General features: G+C 38.4%; 23 protein-coding genes and 2 other annotated features. Of the genes, 20 read left to right on the plus strand and 3 right to left on the minus strand.

Annotated elements, in window-relative coordinates; genetic code table 11:
- The first annotated feature begins 147 nt into the window (after positions 1 to 147).
- From BANA01_RS10210 to dapF, 5 genes are all read left to right on the plus strand, one after another.
- Complete coding sequence (locus BANA01_RS10210) at positions 148 to 348, plus strand: PLDc N-terminal domain-containing protein (RefSeq protein ID WP_063253037.1); 201 nt, start codon at positions 148 to 150, stop codon at positions 346 to 348.
- Complete coding sequence (locus BANA01_RS10215) at positions 348 to 1,256, plus strand: ABC transporter ATP-binding protein (RefSeq protein WP_063253038.1); 909 nt, start codon at positions 348 to 350, stop codon at positions 1,254 to 1,256. Before BANA01_RS10210 ends, BANA01_RS10215 begins: the two co-directional genes overlap by 1 nt.
- A complete protein-coding gene (locus BANA01_RS10220; RefSeq protein WP_063253039.1) occupies positions 1,253 to 2,032 on the plus strand; it encodes an ABC transporter permease in 780 nt (259 codons plus the stop codon). The genes BANA01_RS10215 and BANA01_RS10220 overlap by 4 nt, the downstream gene beginning before the upstream one ends.
- Positions 2,033 to 2,192: 160 nt before the next feature.
- Positions 2,193 to 2,972, plus strand: coding sequence for a hypothetical protein (locus BANA01_RS10225; protein WP_063253040.1), 780 nt, complete (start codon positions 2,193 to 2,195; stop codon positions 2,970 to 2,972).
- 63 nt (positions 2,973 to 3,035) lie between these two features.
- Entirely contained in the window at positions 3,036 to 4,016 is a 981-nt protein-coding gene (gene dapF / locus BANA01_RS10230) for a diaminopimelate epimerase (RefSeq protein WP_063253041.1), read from the plus strand.
- Positions 4,017 to 4,050: 34 nt separating this feature from the next.
- Here the strand turns inward: dapF and BANA01_RS10235 are convergent, their stop codons facing one another.
- Entirely contained in the window at positions 4,051 to 5,889 is a 1,839-nt protein-coding gene (locus BANA01_RS10235) for a DNA ligase D (RefSeq protein WP_063253042.1), read from the minus strand.
- 131 nt (positions 5,890 to 6,020) lie between these two features.
- On the opposite strand from BANA01_RS10235, the gene ku reads away from it, so the two are divergent.
- From ku to BANA01_RS10255, 4 genes are all read left to right on the plus strand, one after another.
- Positions 6,021 to 6,941, plus strand: coding sequence for a non-homologous end joining protein Ku (ku, locus tag BANA01_RS10240; RefSeq protein ID WP_082799467.1), 921 nt, complete (start codon positions 6,021 to 6,023; stop codon positions 6,939 to 6,941).
- Positions 6,942 to 7,035: 94 nt separating this feature from the next.
- Positions 7,036 to 8,037, plus strand: coding sequence for a nucleoside hydrolase (locus BANA01_RS10245; protein ID WP_420884247.1), 1,002 nt, complete (start codon positions 7,036 to 7,038; stop codon positions 8,035 to 8,037).
- A gap of 242 nt (positions 8,038 to 8,279) precedes the next feature.
- Positions 8,280 to 8,480 (plus strand): cold-shock protein CspD, encoded by a 201-nt coding sequence (gene cspD, locus BANA01_RS10250; protein WP_063253044.1) that lies wholly within the window; start codon positions 8,280 to 8,282, stop codon positions 8,478 to 8,480.
- 119 nt (positions 8,481 to 8,599) lie between these two features.
- Entirely contained in the window at positions 8,600 to 8,803 is a 204-nt protein-coding gene (locus tag BANA01_RS10255) for a cold-shock protein (protein WP_174524415.1), read from the plus strand.
- Positions 8,804 to 8,841: 38 nt separating this feature from the next.
- On the opposite strand, the gene BANA01_RS10260 is transcribed toward BANA01_RS10255, so the two are convergent.
- On the minus strand, positions 8,842 to 9,135 hold the full coding sequence (locus BANA01_RS10260) for a DUF6509 family protein (protein WP_063253095.1): 294 nt from the start codon (positions 9,133 to 9,135) through the stop codon (positions 8,842 to 8,844).
- A 257-nt stretch (positions 9,136 to 9,392) separates the two neighbouring features.
- On the opposite strand from BANA01_RS10260, the gene BANA01_RS10265 reads away from it, so the two are divergent.
- The 4 genes from BANA01_RS10265 (at position 9,393) to BANA01_RS30560 (ending at position 13,508) form a co-directional block, all read left to right on the plus strand.
- Positions 9,393 to 11,786 carry a DMSO/selenate family reductase complex A subunit gene (locus BANA01_RS10265; protein WP_235847102.1) on the plus strand — a complete coding sequence of 798 codons (2,394 nt, stop codon included), beginning with the start codon at positions 9,393 to 9,395 and terminating at the stop codon, positions 11,784 to 11,786.
- 3 nt (positions 11,787 to 11,789) lie between these two features.
- Positions 11,790 to 12,380, plus strand: coding sequence for a DMSO/selenate family reductase complex B subunit (locus BANA01_RS10270; RefSeq protein WP_326160868.1), 591 nt, complete (start codon positions 11,790 to 11,792; stop codon positions 12,378 to 12,380).
- 28 nt (positions 12,381 to 12,408) lie between these two features.
- Entirely contained in the window at positions 12,409 to 13,311 is a 903-nt protein-coding gene (locus tag BANA01_RS10275; protein WP_063253045.1) for a 4Fe-4S binding protein, read from the plus strand.
- A gap of 71 nt (positions 13,312 to 13,382) precedes the next feature.
- Complete coding sequence (locus tag BANA01_RS30560; protein WP_268875069.1) at positions 13,383 to 13,508, plus strand: hypothetical protein; 126 nt, start codon at positions 13,383 to 13,385, stop codon at positions 13,506 to 13,508.
- A 54-nt stretch (positions 13,509 to 13,562) separates the two neighbouring features.
- Here BANA01_RS30560 and BANA01_RS10280 read toward each other — a convergent pair whose 3' ends face one another.
- Complete coding sequence (locus tag BANA01_RS10280; protein ID WP_063253046.1) at positions 13,563 to 14,849, minus strand: bacillibactin exporter BcbE; 1,287 nt, start codon at positions 14,847 to 14,849, stop codon at positions 13,563 to 13,565.
- 168 nt (positions 14,850 to 15,017) lie between these two features.
- Positions 15,018 to 15,275 (plus strand) — a binding site (T-box leader).
- Between the two features lie 39 nt (positions 15,276 to 15,314).
- Positions 15,315 to 15,565, plus strand: a binding site (T-box leader).
- 70 nt (positions 15,566 to 15,635) lie between these two features.
- On the opposite strand from BANA01_RS10280, the gene trpE reads away from it, so the two are divergent.
- The 7 genes from trpE to trpA are packed head-to-tail and all read left to right on the plus strand — an operon-like array spanning position 15,636 to position 22,018.
- The gene (trpE, locus tag BANA01_RS10285) at positions 15,636 to 17,018 is read left to right on the plus strand and encodes an anthranilate synthase component I (RefSeq protein ID WP_063253047.1); all 1,383 of its coding nucleotides are present in this window, start codon (positions 15,636 to 15,638) and stop codon (positions 17,016 to 17,018) included.
- Positions 17,015 to 17,626, plus strand: a complete 612-nt coding sequence (locus BANA01_RS10290; RefSeq protein ID WP_063253048.1) for an anthranilate synthase component II — start codon at positions 17,015 to 17,017, stop codon at positions 17,624 to 17,626. Before trpE ends, BANA01_RS10290 begins: the two co-directional genes overlap by 4 nt.
- Positions 17,598 to 18,623 (plus strand): anthranilate phosphoribosyltransferase, encoded by a 1,026-nt coding sequence (gene trpD / locus BANA01_RS10295; RefSeq protein WP_063253049.1) that lies wholly within the window; start codon positions 17,598 to 17,600, stop codon positions 18,621 to 18,623. The genes BANA01_RS10290 and trpD overlap by 29 nt, the downstream gene beginning before the upstream one ends.
- Positions 18,624 to 19,412 (plus strand): indole-3-glycerol phosphate synthase TrpC, encoded by a 789-nt coding sequence (gene trpC / locus BANA01_RS10300; RefSeq protein WP_063253050.1) that lies wholly within the window; start codon positions 18,624 to 18,626, stop codon positions 19,410 to 19,412.
- Positions 19,409 to 20,056 carry a phosphoribosylanthranilate isomerase gene (locus tag BANA01_RS10305; protein ID WP_063253051.1) on the plus strand — a complete coding sequence of 216 codons (648 nt, stop codon included), beginning with the start codon at positions 19,409 to 19,411 and terminating at the stop codon, positions 20,054 to 20,056. The genes trpC and BANA01_RS10305 overlap by 4 nt, the downstream gene beginning before the upstream one ends.
- A complete protein-coding gene (gene trpB / locus BANA01_RS10310; protein WP_063253052.1) occupies positions 20,031 to 21,233 on the plus strand; it encodes a tryptophan synthase subunit beta in 1,203 nt (400 codons plus the stop codon). Before BANA01_RS10305 ends, trpB begins: the two co-directional genes overlap by 26 nt.
- On the plus strand, positions 21,233 to 22,018 hold the full coding sequence (trpA, locus tag BANA01_RS10315; RefSeq protein WP_063253053.1) for a tryptophan synthase subunit alpha: 786 nt from the start codon (positions 21,233 to 21,235) through the stop codon (positions 22,016 to 22,018). Before trpB ends, trpA begins: the two co-directional genes overlap by 1 nt.
- The last annotated feature ends 205 nt before the right edge of the window (positions 22,019 to 22,223 follow it).

The raw sequence follows: 22,223 nt of genomic DNA on the forward strand, positions 1-22,223 counted from the left end.
ACACAAATCAACAGGCCAATTTAACACAGCCAAAAAAATCAAATATAGGCCAACTAACCCAGCAAAAAAAATTTTTGCTGGGTTTTGAACGTTTTTATAGTTCAAACGTCATATCAATATATAAAGCTTTAACAAGGGGGAACTGGCATGGAATTATTAGAAGGTATGAACTGGGGATTAATCGCACCGCTCTTTATCATTCAACTTATCTTACTAATCGTATCACTAGTGGATTTATCTCGAATCGAAAAAACGAATGGCCCTAAACTGCTTTGGGTATTTATCATTATTTTTGTAAATATTATTGGCCCTATTCTATATTTTGTGATTGGAAGGAGAAATGATTAATGTCTCTCATCCAAATTAAAGGCTTAAAGAAGAGTTTTCAAGGAAATGAAGTGATTAAGGGACTGGATTTTGTACTTGAAAAGGGCAAGTGTATTGCCCTATTGGGTCCCAATGGAGCAGGGAAAACAACGACACTCCGGATGCTATCAGGATTAATGAAACCCACTGCAGGATCTATTTCTTTTAGCGATGCTAAAAAGGATGGAGATATCCGCCACTTAATTGGCTACCTGCCTCAGTTTCCTGTTTTTTATGACTGGATGTCAGGATTCGAATTTCTTCAATACGTCGGCAAGCTTGCTGGCTTAACAAGCAAAGAGGCAAAGGAACGTTCCTTAGAGCTTCTAGAGCAGGTTGGAATCAGTGACGCAAAGAATAGGAGGGTAGGAAAATACTCTGGCGGGATGAAGCAAAGGCTCGGTATTGCACAGGCGATTATTCACCGTCCACAGCTTGTCATGTTAGATGAGCCTGTGTCTGCATTAGATCCATTTGGCAGAAGAGAGGTTTTAGAGCTGCTCGAAGGATTAAAAAAGGAGACCACCATTCTGTTCTCCACGCATATTTTGAATGATGCTGAGGAGGTTTGCGATGAGATCCTATTTTTACATAATGGAGAAATTGTGGAATCCGGAACAATGGTTGAGTTGCGTGAACGGCACCAGCAGGCAAAGATAGACTTAATCTTCCGTAAGAAAACAGAGGAAATGGAAAGTACTTTTAGGAACAATCATTTAACAAAATCTATTCTGATAGACGGAAATCGAATTAGTGTGTTTGTTACCGATGTAGAGACGGCAAGGAAGGAGTTTTTGAAATTAATCTCCAATAAAGACTGGCAATTGGATAAATTTGAAATAAGCAGTATGACCCTTGAAGATGTATTTATGAAGGTGGTGGGGAAATGAGCCAATGGATGACACTTTTTCAAAAAGAGATTATAGAGATGTGGAGAAATTTTAAATGGATTTGGGTTCCAATTACCTTTATTTTATTAGGTGTAAAAGAGCCATTAACGAGTTATTATTTACCACAAATTATTAAATCGGTGGGCGGTCTGCCTGAAGGAGCAGTTTTTGAAATACCAACACCAACAGCAGGGGCTGTATTAGCTTCGGGTCTAAGTCAATATTCGACAATCGGGGTGTTAGTCATTGTCCTTGGCACAATGGGTATCATTGCAGGTGAAAGGAAGAGTGGAGTAGCTGCGATGATCCTTGTAAAGCCGGTTTCTTATCTATCTTATGTTACCTCTAAATGGGCGGGTAGTCTTTTGCTAGTGTGGATTTCTTTATTTATTGGTTACTTATCAACTTGGTATTATACGGGGCAGTTATTTGATTGGGTACCGATTGGGGAATTTTTTCAATCGTTCGTTTTATATGGATTATGGCTGACATTAATAGTAACGGTTACAGTGTTCTTTAGTTCAGCTCTTTTATCGCCTGGAGTGGCAGGATTTATCTCATTAGCACTCGCGCTGGCAGTAAGTATCCTCAGCGGTGCACTTTCTCACTTACTAGAATGGAGCCCTTCGCAGTTAACTAGTTATGCAGGCGCCTTGCTTACGGCAGGGGAACTTCCTGATGATACCCTCCCTGCAAGTTTAGTAGCGCTGGTAATCATTCTCATTTTTCTATTGTTTAGTGTGTTCGTATTTAAGAGAAAAGAGCTTGCCTCATAATTAGCCATGTTTAAAAAAGGGAATCCGTAATCAAGAGGCCAGTCAATTGGCTTCTTTTTTCTATTAATCTTTTATAGCGGATATAAAGAAAACTCCTATCATTTTTTTTATCCATCTTTAATAGAATATATATAAGAGGGGCAGATAAGGAGTTTTCAGGATGAAAATACATGAATTTTACCGTGACAGTGCCAATATTACTTTAAATGGAAGCCTTGCAGCGCTCATTCCTGCTATCACCATCGCTGTTGGAAATCTATATTTTTTTCAAAACAATCAAATTATGTTACTTACCATCCCTTTTGTGGTGTACAGCTTTATAAGCTTTCAGATCTACCTATATAGAGTAAAACAAGCTATTTCCATTGATCGAAATATGCCTCAATTGTCCAGTTCATATAAAAGTATTTTTTCTGCGCGACATCTTGTGGTTGTCTACATGAATCAGCAAGATTCTAGTTTGCACCTTTTCTATCCTGATGGACACCAGGCAGGAAAGATTGAGAGATATTGGCAAAAGGGCGTTTATCTGTTTAGGAAACCAAGAATTTATGTACTCTATGATAGCCAAGGGGGGCCTATTGGATATTACAAAATAAAAAAATCATTCATAATTGAAGTCTATGATCAAAACAGGAGATATTTAGGCTGTTATGAAAAAGAGCATGTAACATGGTTAAAACAAAAGAAAGAAATGGTAGATGTGACAGGTAGATTGTTTGGCTCAGTTGAAGGTTCAGGTTTTTTTATGGATGAACGAGTCTTAAATCAATCGGGGAAGCAGGTCGGGCGGCTGAGACGCGGGTGGATGCCTGTTGAATGGAGCGGTCGTTTTCCAGAACCAAATACACCAGTACTTTCGCTAACTGAAAACCTATCAGAAAAGGACAAGCTATTAACGATGTCATTTCTAATTAATGAATATTTTATTGAGAGATAAGGAAGTGTCTTTCTAATTGAATATTTGATAGAATAAGGTATAAAAATTGCGGAGGTTATCGTAGTGCAAATCGATTTAATTAAAGGTCATGGTTCAGGAAATGATTTTCTCTTAATTGATGAAATAACGAATGCTTATTCCTTTTCGGAAGGTGAAAGGGCTAAGCTTGCTACATTATTATGTGACCGAGATTCCGATTTAGGAGCGGATGGTATTCTTTTCATCATGAACAGCGACCAAGCTGATGGAAAAATGCGGGTTTTTAATTCGGACGGTTCAGAGGCTTCCATGTGTGGTAACGGTTTGCGGTTAGTCGCCCGATATGTTTGTGAAATGAAAGGACTAAATGAAGCCACGATTGAAACCATGAAGGCGAATTTAAAGGTTAGTGAACAAAAGGATATTTATCCGGATGTGATAACCTACCAAGTAGAGATTTCGCCGGTTTCATTCTTATTGGAAGATTTACCTTTGAAATTAAATCAAGCCAATTTACTAAATGAAAAAATCTCAGAGCTTTCACAGGAGTTAACATTTACTGCGCTGGCGGTCCCCAATCCGCACTTAATTTCAATCGTAAATACAGAACAATTGCAATCTGGCGTGCAAAAAGTGATAAGCGAGAAGGTTAACAACCCAAATGAGTTATTTCCGGATGGCGTAAACGTAAGCTTTGTTAAAAATTTGGCAGAGGGAAGTATTTATGTAAACACCTATGAACGGGGAGTGGGTTTCACAAATGCTTGTGGAACGGCCATGTCGGCCTCTTCATTGGTAACATGCCTGCAAGAACTGAATAACGTGGAAGAAATAGTTAATGTTTACAATAATGGTGGTAGAGTGCAATGTGTCGTTCATGAAGACGATGAAAACTACAGCATTGATCTGATTGGTAATGCAACGTACATGTACCAAGCATATGTGGATGTGGACCTAGAAAGCGAAACCTTTTCTGTAAGTTCGAAAGAGGAATTTACCGAGCAGTCAACATACGAAAAGTTGCAAGCAGACGCACAAGACTTTCTTAAGAAAGCTGGTTTGTAATAACTAAATAAGTTTATGTAGGTCACATAGGGTTCTATGTGACCTTGTTTGCTTTCAACACTTCGAGCACGGGTCCAAAAGGCTGAATCGTTTTTGTTTGAAAATAATTCTTAAATGGATCACCTTGTTTTCTAATTCGTTGTAATGCATTTTCCATGTTAAAGTCCACAGGATTTAGGGTATCATCCACTTCGTCCCAATATAGTGGTGTGGCTACACCGGCATGCTCATTCCCTCTCATGGAATAGGGTGCTACAATTGTTTTTCCTTCACTATGCTGGACATAGTCAACGTAAAGTCTATTTCCACGATTTTTTTTCATTCGTTCCGTTGTAAACGAATCTGGATCCTTCGAAATCAAATAGTCCGCTATAAAGCTTGTGAATAAACGTGTATCTTCAAAGGAAAATACGTCCTCAGGCAAAGGCAGATAAATTTGTAATCCTTTATTTCCAGATGTTTTTATAAATCCAATTAGATTTAATTGATCAAGAATCTCTTTAATGAACAATGCAGCTTTTACCGCTAAGTGAAATTCTTCCTTTGAGGGAGGATCTAAATCAAAGACAATTTCACTCGCTCCCTTACTGTTAATTTTTTGAAATGGTATATGGTATTCAATCGCAAGCTGATTACCGAGCCAGATGAGTGTTTTTAGATTGTTACAAACGATATAATCAATTCCTTCTGATATATGTGTATGAACAAAATCGGGTGCATAGTCTGGACAATTTTTTTGATAAAAAGGTTCACCGAACATTCCGTGCGGATAGCGAATCACTGTTAGGACTCGATCTTCTAAAAAAGGCAGCATATATGGTGATACTTCCCTTAGATACAGTATGAAATCTACCTTTTGAATGTCATGGTTTTTCCAAAGAGGCTTATCAGGGTGGGTAATATCCAAATCTTCCGGTAAATTTTTTTGCTTAAAGATAAATTGTTCATATGTACATTCATTAGGCTTTAAATCAAAACGGAAGCGATGAAAATGAGGTTCACGCAGCTGATTTTCGTAAAGCTCTAAGTATTTCACCTCTAAGCAAATAGCAGGCTCGACATAGATAAACTTGGTGTCTTCACTCACCATATTCTGTTTAATCGTACTTTGAAGAGCTTGCTTCTCGTCTGGTTTAAAGCCAAATAGTACTTGACCAATTCCCTGAATACTTCCTTCCTTGTATACTCCAACATAAAAGTACCCATTTGTCTTTTCAAATGCTGTAATAAAGCAGGATACATATTTCCAGTTTTTATATTTTAACCAATGTAAGGATCTCTTTCCTTCTTCCCATTGACTGTTTTTTTGTTTTGCAATAATCCCTTCACCATCATGGAGAACAACGTTTTCCCATAATTTTGAAAAGTCCTTATGGGCTTTAACTAGCTGCAGTAAGTTATGATTATAGGGGTCTGCTTCTAGTGGGAAATCGAGCTGTTTAAAAAGCTCGATCAGTCTCTCCTTTCGTTCTTTAAATTTTTTTGAATGAAGAGGTTTGCCAGCTAATACTAGGATATCAAAGACCATTAAACGACAAGGAACCTTTTCTGCTTGTTCAACAATTTTCTTTGAAGCCTTTAATCTTCCACGGACTTGGATCGCAGAGAAATTGGCCTTATATGGATTTTCAAGTAGAACAAGCTCTCCATCAAGTCGAAGCGGCAGAAGAGGTTGAAAGAATTCCTCTAGCGGCTCAAGAAATTCCTTTATCTCTGGGAATTGTGGCAGCAAGGGCTTGTCATTCCTACTGGTTAAGGTAATCCCATTTTTATCCCAATTCAAAATCGCTCGAAATCCATCATACTTAACCTCGTACAGCCAATCAGGTTGAACGCTTAGGTCGAATGTTAGTGTTGGCAGCATCGGTTTCATTGATTAATTTCCTCTCTTTTTCCTTTATTTTGTTTCAAACCAACAGGTTTCATCCTTTACCAAATGTTTTTAGGAATTTCTCTTAAAGCAAAAAACCACAATAATAATAAAAAGAATGGAGATTTGCACTTATGCATACGATGTGGAAAGGCAGCATTAGTTTTGGGCTTGTAAATATCCCAATCAAGCTTCATACAGCCACTGAGGATAAAGACATTAAACTTCGAACGTTGCATGATAAATGCCATGCACCGATTAAATATGAAAAAATTTGCACTGTATGTGAACAGGAAGTAAAACCAGAGGAAATTGTGAAAGCATACGAATATACAAAAGGGAAATTTGTGGTTCTGGATCAAGAAGACCTTGAAAAGCTTCGGAAGGAAAATGAAGAAAAGGCAGTAGAAATTATTGATTTTGTCAAAATGGAAGAAATAGATCCTATTTATTTTGACCGAAGTTATTATATGTCCCCTAATGAAGGCGGTGGGAAAGCATATTCCTTGCTTCGAAAAGCACTTCAGGAATCCCACAAGGTAGGTATAGCAAAAATTATTATTCGCTCTAAAGAACAAATGGCAGTCATTCGTGTGTATGATAATACATTGGTCATGGAGACGATTCATTTTCCAGACGAAGTCCGCCGTTCGGGAGACGTTCCAAATGTCCCGGCAGATGATAAGGTTACTGATAAAGAATTAGCTACTGCGATTATGTTAATTGATCAATTAACTACTGAATTTGAACCTGAAAAATACACCGATGAATACAGGTCAGCATTATTAGAGTTAATTGAATTAAAACGTACAGGACAAGAAACCGTCACCCCGACAGCTAAAGAGACACCTTCTAACGTTACCGATTTAATGGCAGCACTGCAGGCTTCGATTGATAGGACCAAGCCTAGAAGCGAAGGTGCTGGAAGAAAAGAACCTGCAATAAAAAAGGAAACAGCTATAAATAAAGAAAGTGCAGCGAAGAAGGAAACAGTTGTCAAAAAGCCTGCAGCCCCTAGGAAAAAAGCAGCACCAAAGGTAAAAAAAGAAGCATAATCAAAAAAACCGATTCGACGACCTCGAGTCGGTTTTTTGCGACTTTTTGTCTTATAAATGATGGTATTTTGAATCCGGGCTCTTACATATGATGATGAAAGGACGCAAAAATGAAGATGTGCGGGGGAGTGCAATGGCTTATAATGTGCTTTTGTTTGCTGATCCTGGGATTGATGATTCTTTTGCAATTATGTACGCTTTATTAAATCCACATATAAATCTGGTCGGCATTGTTAGTGGATATGGGAATACAAAAAAAGAACAATCCGTTAAAAATTCTGCTTATTTAGTTGAATTAGGCGGCAGGGAGGATATTCCGATTATTGCTGGTGCAGCTGGTCCTTTATCTGGGGAACCTGTTCAGTATTATCCGGAAATACATGGACCAGAAGGACTAGGGCCAATAAGACCTCCTGATTCTTTTCAAAATATAAAAGTTCATGATTATAACAAAATCCTTGAAATCGTTAATCAATATAAGGGAAATTTAATCATTGTCAATGTAGGAAGATTAACAGAGTTAGCTCTCATGTTTATCTTATATGGTGACAATGCTTTAAAGGATATAACGGAATTTTATATTATGGGCGGTGCATTCCTAGTTCCGGGAAATATAACAGCAGAAGCGGAAGCCAATTTCTATTCAGATTCTATTGCAGCAAGAATCGTTATGGAAAAGGCTCATAATGTTCATCTATATCCATTGAATATCACCAATAGAGCGATCATAACGCCTGAGATGGTCGAAATACTTGCAGAAAACAGTCCAACATCTTTTCGCCCATTGCTAAAACCGACATTTGATTATTATTTTAAAGCCTACCAAAAAAACGTTCCGGGAATAAAAGGTGCTCCTATTCACGATGTTGTCCCCTTAATGGCAATAACCAATCCTGAAATTTTTAAATATATACCCCGAAGAGTGAAGGTAGAGGAATTTGGAAATGCCAAAGGAAAGAGTATTGCTGATTTTCGTCCAAAACCGGATCCTGAGCCCTTGGAAACTTTAGATTACATCGGTATGGAAGCTGACATCCCAAAGTTCGTTGAAAACTTTATGGAGATCTTTTTAAAGGGGGATTATGAAAAAAAATAAATATCCCTGTTATTTTTTATAGTTAGTAGCTTAGTAGTATGCTATACTGTAAATTTAATTGACTTTTAGAGTAATAAAGAGTATGATTAAGGTACGCTTTTAAGTTCGTGTAAATATTTTTTGGTTTAAGTAGTCGTAACTGCACGATGTGTGGGTGATGTCTATTACCTGGTGCATTACGACTTTTTGATTTATTAAATGGTTATGTGCTAAAAGTGAACAAAATTTTGGGGGTTCTATTCATGAATAACGGTAAAGTAAAATGGTTTAATGCAGAAAAGGGATTTGGATTTATTGAAGCTGATGGCGGTCAAGACGTATTCGTACACTTCTCTGCTATCCAATCAGAGGGTTTCAAAAGTTTAGAAGAAGGTCAATCAGTATCTTTTGAAATCGTTGAAGGTGCTCGTGGACCACAAGCTGCTAACGTAGTTAAAGCTTAATTCATGAAAAATAAAAAGGTGGTGCAATGATAAGGCATCACCTTTTTATCTTTATAAAAGATGTTAAACTTAAATCAAAGTGTCCAACAGTCTTGCAAAAAGTACAAGGGGTGATCATTTTGGCGTTTGGTAGAAGAAATGATGAAGAAGTAAAGCTTGAAGAAACTAAAATTTGGGAATGTAATTCAGATAACTGTAAATGCTGGATTCGTGACAATTTTAAGAGCACTGAAGTGCCCCTCTGTCCAATATGCAAAAGTGAAATGAGCCTTTCCACGAAAGAATTACAGGTCATTCATAATCATAGTAAAAACTTTATGTAATAACATAAGATGAAGCAGGGGATATTCCTCTGCTTTTCTTATGAATCAATGTTTTCCTTACAATAATCAAATACTGCTAATTCCTCGTCTTCTTCAAGAGCAAAGTCTAAGACTTTTTCTGTGCCTCTTTCATAGAGGTGATAGTGCGAAATTCTTGGTCCCTTTTCATCTGCTACAAACAGGACCTTAATTCCAACGCCTTTTTCAGAGTATAGTTCATCCTCTTCCTCTACTTCTATTTCAAGAAAAAATTCATAGCGGTCTCCGCTTAATAATCCAAATGGATCGACAAGTTTTTCAACTGTATGACCAGTTATATTCAATGAGATCATCCTTTGCAAAATAGTTTCTTTTTTATTATATACATATTTCGAGATTAACTAGAAACAAATGACACCATTCGACCTCAAATTGTTATCAAAATATGGATAAATATTATGAAATAACTGTGAACGATGTCAAATTTAAGATTTATTTAATAAGTATCAAGTAAAATTGAGTTATTAGGAGTACGAGTAAGTTAGAGGTGAAAACTGCACTTTACTTTTGTGAAGAATTTCACATAATGAGAATAAGGAGGCAATTATCCATGTCAAAAGACAGTCCTGTAAAGAGTTTATTGGCTAATAGAATGCAGCGTAGAACTTTTTTAAAATGGTCAGGGGCAATTGGAGTCCCAGTTATTGCTGGTGGTGTAGGGACTAAATTATTAATCGACAAGCAAAAGGAAGAAAATGTTGCAAGTGCCAGCGATTGGGATAAGGTCGTATCAACTTGCAGTATCAATAATTGTGGAGGCCGCTGTGTTATTAAGGCATATGTAAAAGACGGTGTAGTGGTTCGCGTAGCAACCGACACCCAGGAAAGCGGTGATCCCAGCATTCCTCCTCTTAGGGCATGTGTCCGTGGGCGAAATTATCGTAATTTACTTTATCATCCTGACCGCCTGAAGTATCCGATGAGACGGATAGGAAAGCGAGGCGAAGGTAAGTTTGAAAGAATATCATGGGATGAAGCGATTAATACAATTGCCTCTGAGATTAAACGAATTGGTGATACATATGGTCCGGAATCCAGATATGTCAATTACGCTTCTGGACAAAGCTGGGGGCTTCACGGCGGCAGGAATAGTTCGAGAAAGGTATTAGCATTAACTGGCGGATATTTAAATTACCGGAATGACTATAGTTCCGGGGCAGGAAATGTGGCAACGCCATTTACCTATGGAACGAACAATTCAGGCAGCAGCTTTGATTCCTTATTACATTCTAAGTACATCATCCTATGGGGGCAAAATCCGTCAGAAATGATTTTCTCGACTCCATATCGTGATTATTTAATGCAGGCTAGAAAAAACGGAGCAAAAATTATTCTCATTGACCCTCGATATACGGATACCGCGATTGCATTTGCTGATGAGTGGATTCCAATTAAACCAACAACTGATAACGCGATGATGGACGCAATGGGCTATGTCCTTGTAACAGAGAAATTACATGATCAGGCATTCCTTGATAAATATTGTGTAGGCTTTGATGGTGACCATATGCCTGAAGGTATTGCAAGGGAAGAGTCAGTGAAGAGTTATTTATTAGGCGAAAAAGACGGAGTAGCAAAAACACCGGAATGGGCCGAAAAAATATGCGGAGTGCCTGCTGGGAAAATTCGTGAAATTGCGAGAAACTATGCGACGATAAAGCCTGCAGCACTAATTCAAGGGTGGGCTGCACAAAGGCAGGCGTATGGTGAACAATTTATGCGCGGAGGTGCACAGCTGGCTTGTTTGACAGGAAATGTTGGTAAACTTGGAGGCTGGGCAGCTGGAACGGGTTACTGGAGTCGGGCAGATATTGTTTATCCATTTAAGGTAGAAAATCCGGTGAAGGCATCTATTCCTTGTTTTCTTTGGACAAAGGCCGTAGAACAAGGCACAGAGATGACCGCAGCAGATGGGCTTCAAGGAACTGATAAATTAACTGCTAATATTAAAATGATTTTTAATATGGCAGGGAATATGTTGGTAAACCAGCATGCTGATATTAATAAAACAACAAGCCTATTAGAGGATGAAAACAAAGTAGAATTTATCTGTGTCAGTGATCTTTTTATGACCCCGAGTGCTAAATATGCAGATATTCTTCTACCAGGAACAACCTTTTTTGAAAGGTACGATATAGGTGTGCCTTGGTGTTTTGGAGATTACGTTGTTTTTGGAGATAAAACGATCGATCCACTCTATGAATGTCGGAATGAATATGATGTATTTGCAGAAGTGGCAGATAAATTAGGGGTTAAGGAACAATTTACTGAAGGCAGGACGATACTCGATCTGGTAAAAGAAAGTGTTAAACGAACACGTGAGGAGCTGGATCCAAACTTCCCTACATTTGAAGAATTCAGGGAAAAAGGTGTTCATCATTTTAAATTTGATGAACCGCTCGTTGGTTTCAAGGCACAAATTGATGATTTAGAAAACAATCCTTTTGAAACACCTTCTGGAAAAATTGAATTATTTTCTAAAACCCTTTGGGATATGAACCAGCAAGAAGAAATACCTGCTATTGCTAAATATATATCTTCATGGGAAGGACCGGAAGATCCATTAATAGAAAAGTATCCATTACAGCTCATAAGTTGGCATTATAAGCGGAGATGTCATTCCACTTATGATAATATGCCATGGCTTGAGGAAGCAGCTAAGCAGGAAATGTGGCTGAATCCTAATGACGCCCAGAAGCGTGGAATAAAGGATGGAGATAGAGTTCAAGTTTTTAATGAGCGGGGAAGTTTGTATATTGATGTAAAGGTAACAACTCGTATAACTCCTGGAGTGGCTGGTATTCCACAAGGTGCATGGTATACACCTGACAAAACAGGCATAGACCAAAGGGGATCCATAAATGTGTTAACATCACAACGACCAACTCCTCTTGCGAAATCAAATCCACAATTAACAAACCTTGTTGAAGTGAAAAAAGCATAAGGAGTGATTGCTTTGGATCAAATAGGATTTTATATCAATCAAAGTATCTGTCAAGGCTGTAAGGCCTGTAGTGTGGCTTGTAAAGATAAAAACAATATAGAAGTAGGGATTAACTTTCGCCGGGTTTATACGAAAGAAGAAGGTTCTTATATGCAGCAGGCAAATGGAGGTATTGTCCAAAATGTGAAATCGTATTATTTCTCAATTGCTTGTAACCATTGTGAACAGCCTGCTTGTATACTAAGCTGTCCGACTGGTGCCATTATGAAGAGTGATGAGAATGGGGTTGTAACAATAGAACAGGAGATTTGCGCTGGTACTCAATTATGTGTCAAGGCATGTCCTTATGGTGGACCACAATACAACAAAGAAACATTTAAATCAAACAAATGTAATTTTTGTATGGACCTTCAGGAAAAAGGGGAAGACCCCGTTTGCGTTGCAACATGTCCATTAGGAGCCATTGAATTTGGACCGATAAAAGAACTTCGAAAGAAGTATGGAAACATTAGTCAAATAAAAGGAATGCCTAGTCCGGCAATAACGAAACCGAACATTGTCATCACGCCCCATAGGGATGCAAAATTAGTTTAAAACCTCATATAAATAAGTTGGTGATTAGATGTCTATTCTCGTAAATTGGCTGGAGAGTCTGCATGAAGAAATAAAAATTTCGACTGAATGTATAAGATTACGAAATCGAAAATCAACGTGCAGTTTTTGCCTAGATAGATGTGAGCAGCATGCTTTTGAAATAAAAGACAATTTACTCATCATCGATAAAACAAAATGTTTGATGTGCGGTGAGTGTATCATTGCCTGCCCATTGTCTGCCATTGAAGGTATAGCATGTAACCGAATTTTTGATAACAGAAGCTTGGTTTATGACCCAAGTTATACACCTGCTGTAAAAGAACTGCTCATTTTAAAAAAAAGAGGAATGACATCCATTCAAGTTACTCGTCAAACAATGAACATCGCATGGGAAACTATAATTTGTGATACAAATGAACAATTACGATTACTTGATGAAAGTCCAATTCTTGTTGTTGAAAAAGTAATGGATAAAGTGCTTTCGAGGAGAGCCTTCTTTGTGTCTTTTCGAAAAGAAGGAATACAGCTTGCTAAAAGTATGGCTCCAGCGGCTTGGAAGGTTGAAAAGGATGACTGGAAGCTTTCGAAATATTATCCTGATTATCAACTTTTCTCAGTAAAAATGCACAAAGATAAATGCACCCTTTGCCAAGCTTGCTTTTCGCTTTGTCCGGAAGAAGTGTTTCATTTGAAGGAAAGTAACCTTCATATCGGAAACCAAAAGTGTGTGAATTGTGCCTCGTGTACGGATGTTTGTCCGGAAAATGCGATTGAGATTGAACTAGATATTAAAAGTAAATGTGAACGGGTTGAACAGCTACATAAAAAGAATTGTATCGATTGTGGACATACATTTTACTCCTATAACCAAGAAACTGAAAAATGTCATATATGTGTAAATAGAGATCCTGAATGGTTAAGTCCAAATTAATAATATTTCACTGTATGATAAGTTTTCGTTTGGTTAAATTATAGCCATCTTGATGTAGGGTGGTGAGAATATTGACGAAGCGGAATATTAAAACAAAATCAGGTCTGCAAAGTGCGAAAAGTATAAATAGCGAAGAATTTGCCAACGAGATGACCCCACAAAATAAAAAGGTAAAGAAATCTAAGCCAAACACATAGTATGCCTAATGTTCACCTAATAACAAGCGCTGGAGGGCTACTCCAGCGCTTGTTTTAATGTGCTTTTTTTTCGCCAGGCTTTATTGCAAACATGGCCACAAAAGCTGCAATAATACTAAGCCCGCTCAGTGTAATAAAAATCCAATAATTTTCCTGTTTCATTAACAACGCAATAATCGGAGGACCGGCTGCAACACCAATAAATCTCATCGAGCTATAAATAGAGGAGATAGTTCCACGCTCTTCCTTCTCAATTCCCGCAGTTATTAAAGCGTCTAAACATGGTAGACCAATTCCAATTCCGATTCCGGCTATTAAAAACATCGTAATCATAAACCAAAGCTTTATCGATAGCCAAAGGGCGGCTATAGAAATTGCAGCGATAACAATGCCTCCAAAGGTGAGCCATTTCATTAGTACCTTGTTATCTTTAATTAATTTGCCAGCAATAAACGATGACAAACAAAGTGCCCCAAGCGGCAATGCAAGAAACAATCCTTTCTTTAAATCTTTTATCCCATATTCGGTTTCAAAGATTTCAGAGAGATAAAATAATATGCCAAAAAGGACTAACATCAAAATCCCGCCAATAAAAAAGATAGCGTATAACCATTTTCCTTTTTCGGTAAAGGTATTCTTTACATTTGTGAAAAATTGCTTAAAAGGAATTGGTTTGGAACGAGACTTTGGACTTTTCACTAAAAACATTACCATAATCACTGAAATGGTACAAAAGACCGGAAATGAATAGAAAGGTAAGAACCAGATAAAGCCTGCTAGTAAGGATCCCAATATCGGGCTTAGAACCTTACCAAATGTATTAGAGGTTTCAATTAACCCAAGACAACTGCTAACATCGTCTTCATTTTTGAACATGTCGCCAACCAAAGGCAGTACAATTGGCATGGCTCCAGCTGCTCCCACTCCTTGTAGGGCTCGGCCAAGCAATATTATCCAATAGGCGTTTTCCAACTTCCAGGCGGCCCATCCTGAAATTAAACCACCTATTCCTGCAATAATGAGACTTGGTATAATTACTTTTTTTCGTCCAATATGGTCCGATAAATATCCTGCCACTGGAATTAAGAAAATCGCAACGATGGAATAAACCGTTATAATCATACTTGTTTGGAACGCTGTGATTGATAATTCTTTTTCCATTGAGGGCAGGACGGGTATTAGCATGGAATTACCAAGCGTCATTACTAACGGAATTGATGACAATGAGAGTATTGCCCACTTTTGTTTGGAAAGTTCACCTGATTTTTTCTTTTTACCAGCTGAGGATGATTTATTTCTCACAGCCTCTGAACTCGGGCATAATCGTTCAATATGATCCATTTCTCTTCTATCCCGCCTTCATATGATGTGCTAACGTTAATATTGACATCTTTATTTTAAAATAACTATCAAACAACAATCCTTTAAATGGAATATCCTTAAATTGAATTTTCTAAAAAATATTGTTGACAATATGCTTTAAGATGGTTTAATATAAAAATCAATAAAGGCATGGCATTGATGAAGAGTAGTAACTTTTACGGATTCTATAGAGAGCTGATGGTTGGTGCAAATCAGTGTAGACGTAAGAGTGAATGGACTTCGGAGCCTCCAAACCGAACCTCCTATAGGGTCAGTAGGCTTTGGCGAAATCCTCATCGTTAAAAGAGGCAGATATTCAAGCAGATAGTTGCGTTGCTTTGATATCGGTTAAGTGAGCTGATTTTTGGCTAATGAAGGTGGCACCACGGGTCTTCCGTCCTTTTTGGATGGAGGGCCCTTTTTGTTTTTCTCTAGAAAATAATAATGAAATCTAAGATCAAGAGGAGTACACTTATTTAATTCTTTTCAGAGAGCCGGGGAAGGTGAGAGCCCGGTAAGAATGGATTTGTGGAATGGACTTGTGAGAGGCTGCCTGAATCATTAGTAGGGCCGCACGGAGTTCCACCGTTAAAAGGATAGGATATACGACTTTTTAAAGGTCCTGTATCTGAAGGAGGAAGCTGCAAAAACAGCTTCAAACAGAGGTGGCACCACGACAAAGAATCGTCCTCTATACGCATAATTTTGCTTTTTATGCGTATAGAGGACGATTTTTTTATTTATTTACGAAGGGAAGTAAAGCGCATGAAAATAAAAAATGGTTTTTTCTTAAAGGAACTAAAAGGGGATACATTCACTCCTATTTCTATTCTGCAAAAGATTAGTGGGCATAAAAAGTTTTTATTGGAAAGTTCACATAAGTACCATGACTCTGGGCGTTATTCCCTTATTGGAGCCGATCCAGCATTCGAACTTATATCAAATGGTGACACAAATGAAATTGTATATCGGAATGGTGAGAAGAAAGTTTTAATAGGAAACCCACTTGAATTGATTCAAACATTGCTTCCAAAGATGGATGAAGCACCTTTTCCATTTATAGGCGGGGCAGTAGGGTATGTTGGCTATGATATAATCCGCCAATTCGAAGAAATTGGTGAAGAGTTTCCGAATGGATTACAAATGCCTGATGTTCATTTAATGTTTTATGAAGAAGTCATTGTCTTTGACCATCTTGAAGAGAAAATAACGCTTTGCGGTGTACCCCTTTCAAACGAAATAGATAAAGATTTACTTGAAAAAAGGCTGGAGCAAAGAATTGAAGAGCTGAAACAGCCTGCTATTTATCAAGAAGAAACCCCTTTTCAATTTACAGGTTTTCAGTCTGAAACCTCTAAGGAAGAGTTTATAGAAAATGTTGAAAATGCGAAGGAGCATATAAAAGCAGGTGATATTTTCCAGGTGGTACTCTCAAGAAGAATGAAGTCATCCTTCCAAGGTTCACCTTTATCACTCTATCGCAAGCACCGTGCCCATAATCCGACACCTTATATGTTCTATATAGATTTCAATGAATATACCGTAATTGGTTCTTCACCCGAAAGTCTCATAAAAACAAGAGGATCACAGGTGTTCTCAAATCCAATCGCAGGTACAAAAAGAAGAGGAAAAACAATTGAGGAAGACCAGTTGATTGCAAAAGAATTGAAAAGTGACGAAAAGGAACTGGCAGAGCATAAAATGCTCGTTGATCTTGGCCGAAATGATTTAGGCAGGGTTTGTGAATTTGGTTCTGTAACTGTAGATAAGTATATGGAAGTTGAAAAATTCCGTCATGTCATCCATCTTGTATCAGAAGTCAGTGGGACGTTAACAAAAGATCATAGTAATCTCGACGCTTTGGCAGCATGTCTTCCTGCGGGGACTGTTTCCGGGGCGCCGAAAATCAGAGCAATGGAAATTATTAATAAATTGGAAAAATCAAAACGTGGACTTTATTCCGGAGCTATTGGTTATTTATCCGCCAACGGAAACATTGATTTTGCCTTAGCAATTCGTACGATGATTTTGAAAGAAGGGACTGCCTATATCCAGGCAGGTGCCGGAATTGTTCATGATTCCAACCCCGAATCAGAATATGAAGAAACGATAAATAAATTAAAAGCCTTTTTGGAGGGTGAACAATGATTTTACTAATCGACAATTTTGATTCCTTTACGTTTAACCTTTATCAATATTTAGGTGAATTAGGTGAGGAAGTAACCGTTATTAGAAACAATCAGCTTACAATCCAGCAGATAAAGGATATGAATCCGAAAGCCATTATTTTGTCACCGGGTCCTGGAAAACCAGAGGATGCTGGAATTTGTATTGAGGTGATTCAAAGCTTATTTCAAGAAATACCTATTTTGGGTATATGTTTAGGACACCAAGCAATAGGGGCAGCATTTGGGAGTGAAATTAGAAGAGCTGATTTTATAAAACACGGGAAAACGTCGCAAATCACCCATAATGGCGATGGAGTTTTTACCTATTTAACGTCCCCATTAGAAGTAATGCGCTATCATTCGTTGGTGGTTGCGAAGGATCGTTTGTCACCTGATTTGGAATGTGTCGCACATTCTCTTGACGACCAAGAGGTAATGGCAATAAAACACCGACACTTTCCAGTATTCGGCTTACAGTTTCATCCTGAATCGATTGGGACACCAAATGGTAAGCAAATGCTGCAGAATTTTTTATCTGAAATAGAAGGGATGAAGAGAAATGAAAAACTTTTTACTCCAATTAGCTGAAGGTGAATCTTTCTCAGAACCACAAATGAAAGAGGCAATGGACTTAATATTAGGTGAAGAGGTTTCTGAAAGTGAAATTGCTGCCTTTTTAATGGGATTAAAATCAAAAGGTGAAACAGTGGGAGAAATTACTGGAATCGTTAAGGGTCTAAAGGAGAATACCCTTCCATTTCGTAAGAAGTTTCCGCGGGTTTTAGATAACTGTGGAACTGGTGGGGATGGATCTTCGAGTTTTAATATAAGCACTACATCAGCATTTGTTATTGCTGGAGCAGGTATTCCTGTAGCAAAGCACGGAAATCGCAGTATTTCAAGTAAAACAGGCAGTGCAGATGTATTGGAGTATCTAGGCATTAATTTAAATTTGCCAGTTGAGCGTACAGAGGAAATTCTTCATGAACTTGGAATCGCCTTCTTATTTGCTCCGCATGTGCATCCAAAATTAAAGAAGATTATGACGGTTCGGAGACAATTGAGAATCCCTACTGTCTTCAACTTTATTGGTCCACTTACCAATCCTATTGATTTAGATTATCAAGTACTTGGTGTCTATCGAAAAGACTTATTACCGGTATTTGCAGAAGTTCTACAAAACCTAGGGCGTAAACGTGCGGTAGTCATAAGCGGTGCAGGTTCTATGGATGAGGCGTCTCTACAGGGTGAGAACTATCTTTCTTTATTAGAGAATGGAGTTATCTCCACCAAAACCTTTATACCGGATGAAGTAGGACTTCCTGAATATGATAACAGTGCGATTAAGGGTGGAGATTCTAAGGAAAATGCGGAGATCCTTAAAAAGGTTCTTTCGGGCGAAAAAGGTGCATGCCGAGATACAGTTTTATTGAATGCAGGGATAGGAATATATACAAGCGGTAAGGCGGTCAACATTGTCGAAGGAATTAATATTGCTAGGGATGTTATTGATTCAGGAGCAGCTTATGAAAAGTTACAACGGTTAATTGAACTAACTCGAAAAGGTCAAAGAGAGGCGATATAAGTGGAAACCATATTAGATCGAATTATTAACGAAAAGGAAAATGAGGTCAAAAGACTCCGCGAAGGAGATTTGTTAAAAGTTGAGGTGAGGCCGAGAAGATCCTTCATCCAAAAATTACAGAATGCAGAAGAGATAGCGATTATTTCAGAATTTAAACGTGCTTCGCCATCTAAAGGAATGATAAACAATGGAGTGGAACCCGCCGAACAAGCGGCAAGATATGAGGAGGTAGGAGCATCCGCTATTTCCGTGCTAACTGATTCCACCTTCTTTAAAGGTTCATTTGCTGATTTAAGGGCCGTAAGAGAGGCGGTTGAGCTGCCTATCCTTTGTAAGGATTTTATTATTGATTCAAGTCAAATCGACCAAGCTGCTGGATACGGTGCTGATATCATTTTATTGATCGTTGCGGCACTTGACGAGAATACGCTGACTCAATTGTACCAATATGCAATAGGCTTGGATTTAGAGGTATTAGTTGAGGTTCATAATCAAGCAGAATTAGAAATAGCACTCAAACTTGGTGCTCAGCTTATAGGTGTTAATAATCGGGATTTAAAAACCTTTAACGTTTCACTTGAGGTTACAGAGTCTCTAGCAAAATCAATAAAGGACGCTGGAGCATTTCTAATCAGCGAAAGTGGGATTCATTACAAGGAAGATGTGGAGCGGGTACGCAGAGCTGGAGCGAATGGGATTTTGGTCGGTGAGGCGTTAATGAAGAGTACCGACTTAGCTAAATCTTTCCAAGATTTCAGATTGCCGCTTGTTGACAAGGTGATAAAATGAAAGTGAAAATTTGTGGAATTACAGATCTTACAACTGCTATAGCAGCAGTTGATTACGGGGCAGATGCAATCGGTTTTGTTTTTGCAGAAAGCAAGCGAAAGATTTCAGTTATAAAAGCAAAAGACATCATTACTCACTTACCGAAAGAGGTATTAAAGGTTGGGGTATTTGTTAATGAGTCAAAAGAAAAGATAGAGGAAATTGCCTCCGAAGCAGGACTCACACATGTTCAACTACATGGCGATGAAACTCCAGCCTTTAGCCAATCTCTATCATTCCCTGTAATCAAAGCAGTAGGTATACATGATAATCAGAGTTTAAAGCAACTAGAAAGTTATCCTTGTGAATACGTTCTGCTGGATGGACCGAAAGGAAAATTCAGAGGGGGGAATGGCTTGTCTTTTGATTGGAACTGCATTTCGCCTCACGACCTCAAGGAGAAAAAAGTCATTCTAGCTGGAGGATTACATGAGGAAAATGTTGAAGAAGCCATTAAGCTCATTCAACCATACATGGTCGATGTCAGCAGCGGAGTAGAAACGGACGGAAAAAAGGACTTAAACAAGATCCAGACTTTTATTAATAAGGCTAAAGGGAGCCAAACAGGAGGAACTAGGAATGAATTCATATACACTGCCGAATGAAAAAGGGCAATTTGGAATTTATGGAGGAAGATTTGTACCAGAAACGCTTATGAAGGCTGTTCTTGAGCTGGATGAAGCATACAAAGCAGCAAAAAAGGATCCCAGTTTCCAAGCAGAAATTGATGGGTATTTAACGGAATATGTAGGAAGAGAAACACCGCTTTATCATGCGAAAAATCTTACAAAATACGCGGGCGGAGCTCAAATATATCTTAAAAGAGAAGACCTGAATCATACGGGTGCCCACAAAATAAACAATGCAATCGGTCAGGCTTTACTAGCTATAAGAATGGGAAAAAGAAAAATTGTTGCTGAAACTGGTGCTGGACAGCATGGCGTTGCGACTGCAACAGTCTGTGCCTTATTAAACTTGGAATGCATTGTTTTTATGGGGGAAGAAGACATCAAACGTCAGGCACTAAATGTCTTTCGAATGGAGCTTCTCGGTGCTAAGGTTGTAAGTGTCACCTCTGGCAGCGCAACATTAAAAGATGCCGTTAATGAAGCCTTAAGATATTGGGTTGAACATGTAGAGGATACACATTATCTCTTGGGTTCTGTTATGGGACCACATCCATTCCCTGTAATGGTAAGAGATTTTCAAAGTGTAATTGGCAAGGAAACGAAAAAACAGTTCTTAGCAAAAGAAGGAAGGCTTCCAGAAGCCGTGGTTGCTTGTATCGGAGGGGGCAGTAATGCTGCGGGAATGTTCCATCCGTTTATAGAGGATAAAGCAGTCAGTCTCTATGGTGTAGAGGCAGCGGGACAGGGAATAGATACGGATTTCCACGCCGCTTCACTCACAAAAGGAAAACCAGGTGTCCTTCATGGAGCCCTCATGTATCTACTACAGGATGACGATGGACAAATTATTGAGGCTCATTCTGTTTCGGCTGGTCTTGATTATCCTGGTGTAGGACCAGAACATAGTTACTTAAAAGACAGTGGCAGAGCACAATATCATTCTATTACTGATAAAGAGGCATTAGAAGCGTTCCAACTTTTATCAAAATTAGAAGGCATTATACCTGCACTTGAAAGTGCTCATGCAATAAGCTTTGCAGTTAAACTCGCAGCCGAAATGAAGGAAACCGAGTATATTGTGGTATGTTTGTCCGGTCGTGGTGATAAAGATGTAACAGCTGTAAAAGAAAGGTTAGAAAGGGAGAGATCATAATGAATAGAATTGAAAAAAGTTTTAAGATGTTAAAAGACCATGACCGGAAGGCTTTTATTCCCTATATTATGGGTGGAGATGGAGGACTTAATAATCTAACTGAGCGTCTACTAACATTAGAAAAATTCGGTGCCACCCTCATTGAAGTTGGTGTTCCTTTTTCCGATCCTGTAGCGGATGGGCCAACCATTCAGCAAGCTGGTATTAGGGCGCTTCAAAATGGAACGACACTAAGGGGAATTATTGCAGAACTAACAAAAGCGAGAGAAGTAGTATCGATCCCCATCGTGCTTATGACTTACCTAAACCCTGTCTATTCATATGGGATTTCTACATTTGCACAAGATATTGCAAAGGCCGGAGTGGATGGCTGTATTATTCCCGACCTTCCCATGGAAGAAGAGGACCTTCTAGCAACAGAACTTGAGGATGTGGGGATTGAATTAATCCGACTTGTTACGTTGACATCTCCGAAAGAGAGAATAAAAGAAATATCGAATAGAGGGAAAGGCTTTTTATACACTGTTACTGTAAAGGGAATAACCGGAACAAGAAATGAATTTGATCAAGAGGTAGTCGAATTTCTAAAGAAAGTAAAGGAAATTAGTCCCATACCTGTTGTCGCTGGATTTGGCATATCAAACGAAAAGCAAATTAATGAACTAAGTCCCCATTGTGATGGAATCATTGTCGGCAGTAAAATTGTTGACTTATTCAATAAAAATGATTTAACAGGGCTTGAAAGCTTTATGTCAGTATTGAAACCGGAAAAAAATATCATTTAAGAACTGAAATCCACTCCTTTGCGGGTGGCTTTTTTCTATACCTAGCCTTAATCTAGCAAATTGGCAGGAATGTCTGCTTGATACCCTCGTATATCTCCTATATAATTAGTCTATACTTTTACTGAACTTCTCAGCATTTTAAATCATATTCTAGGGATATCCCTTTTCTTGATTATAAACTTCCATTCTTGGAAGTTTTGTTTGT

The organism is Neobacillus niacini NBRC 15566, from assembly GCF_001591505.1.
Classification (GTDB): Bacteria; Bacillota; Bacilli; order Bacillales; family Cytobacillaceae; genus Neobacillus; species Neobacillus niacini.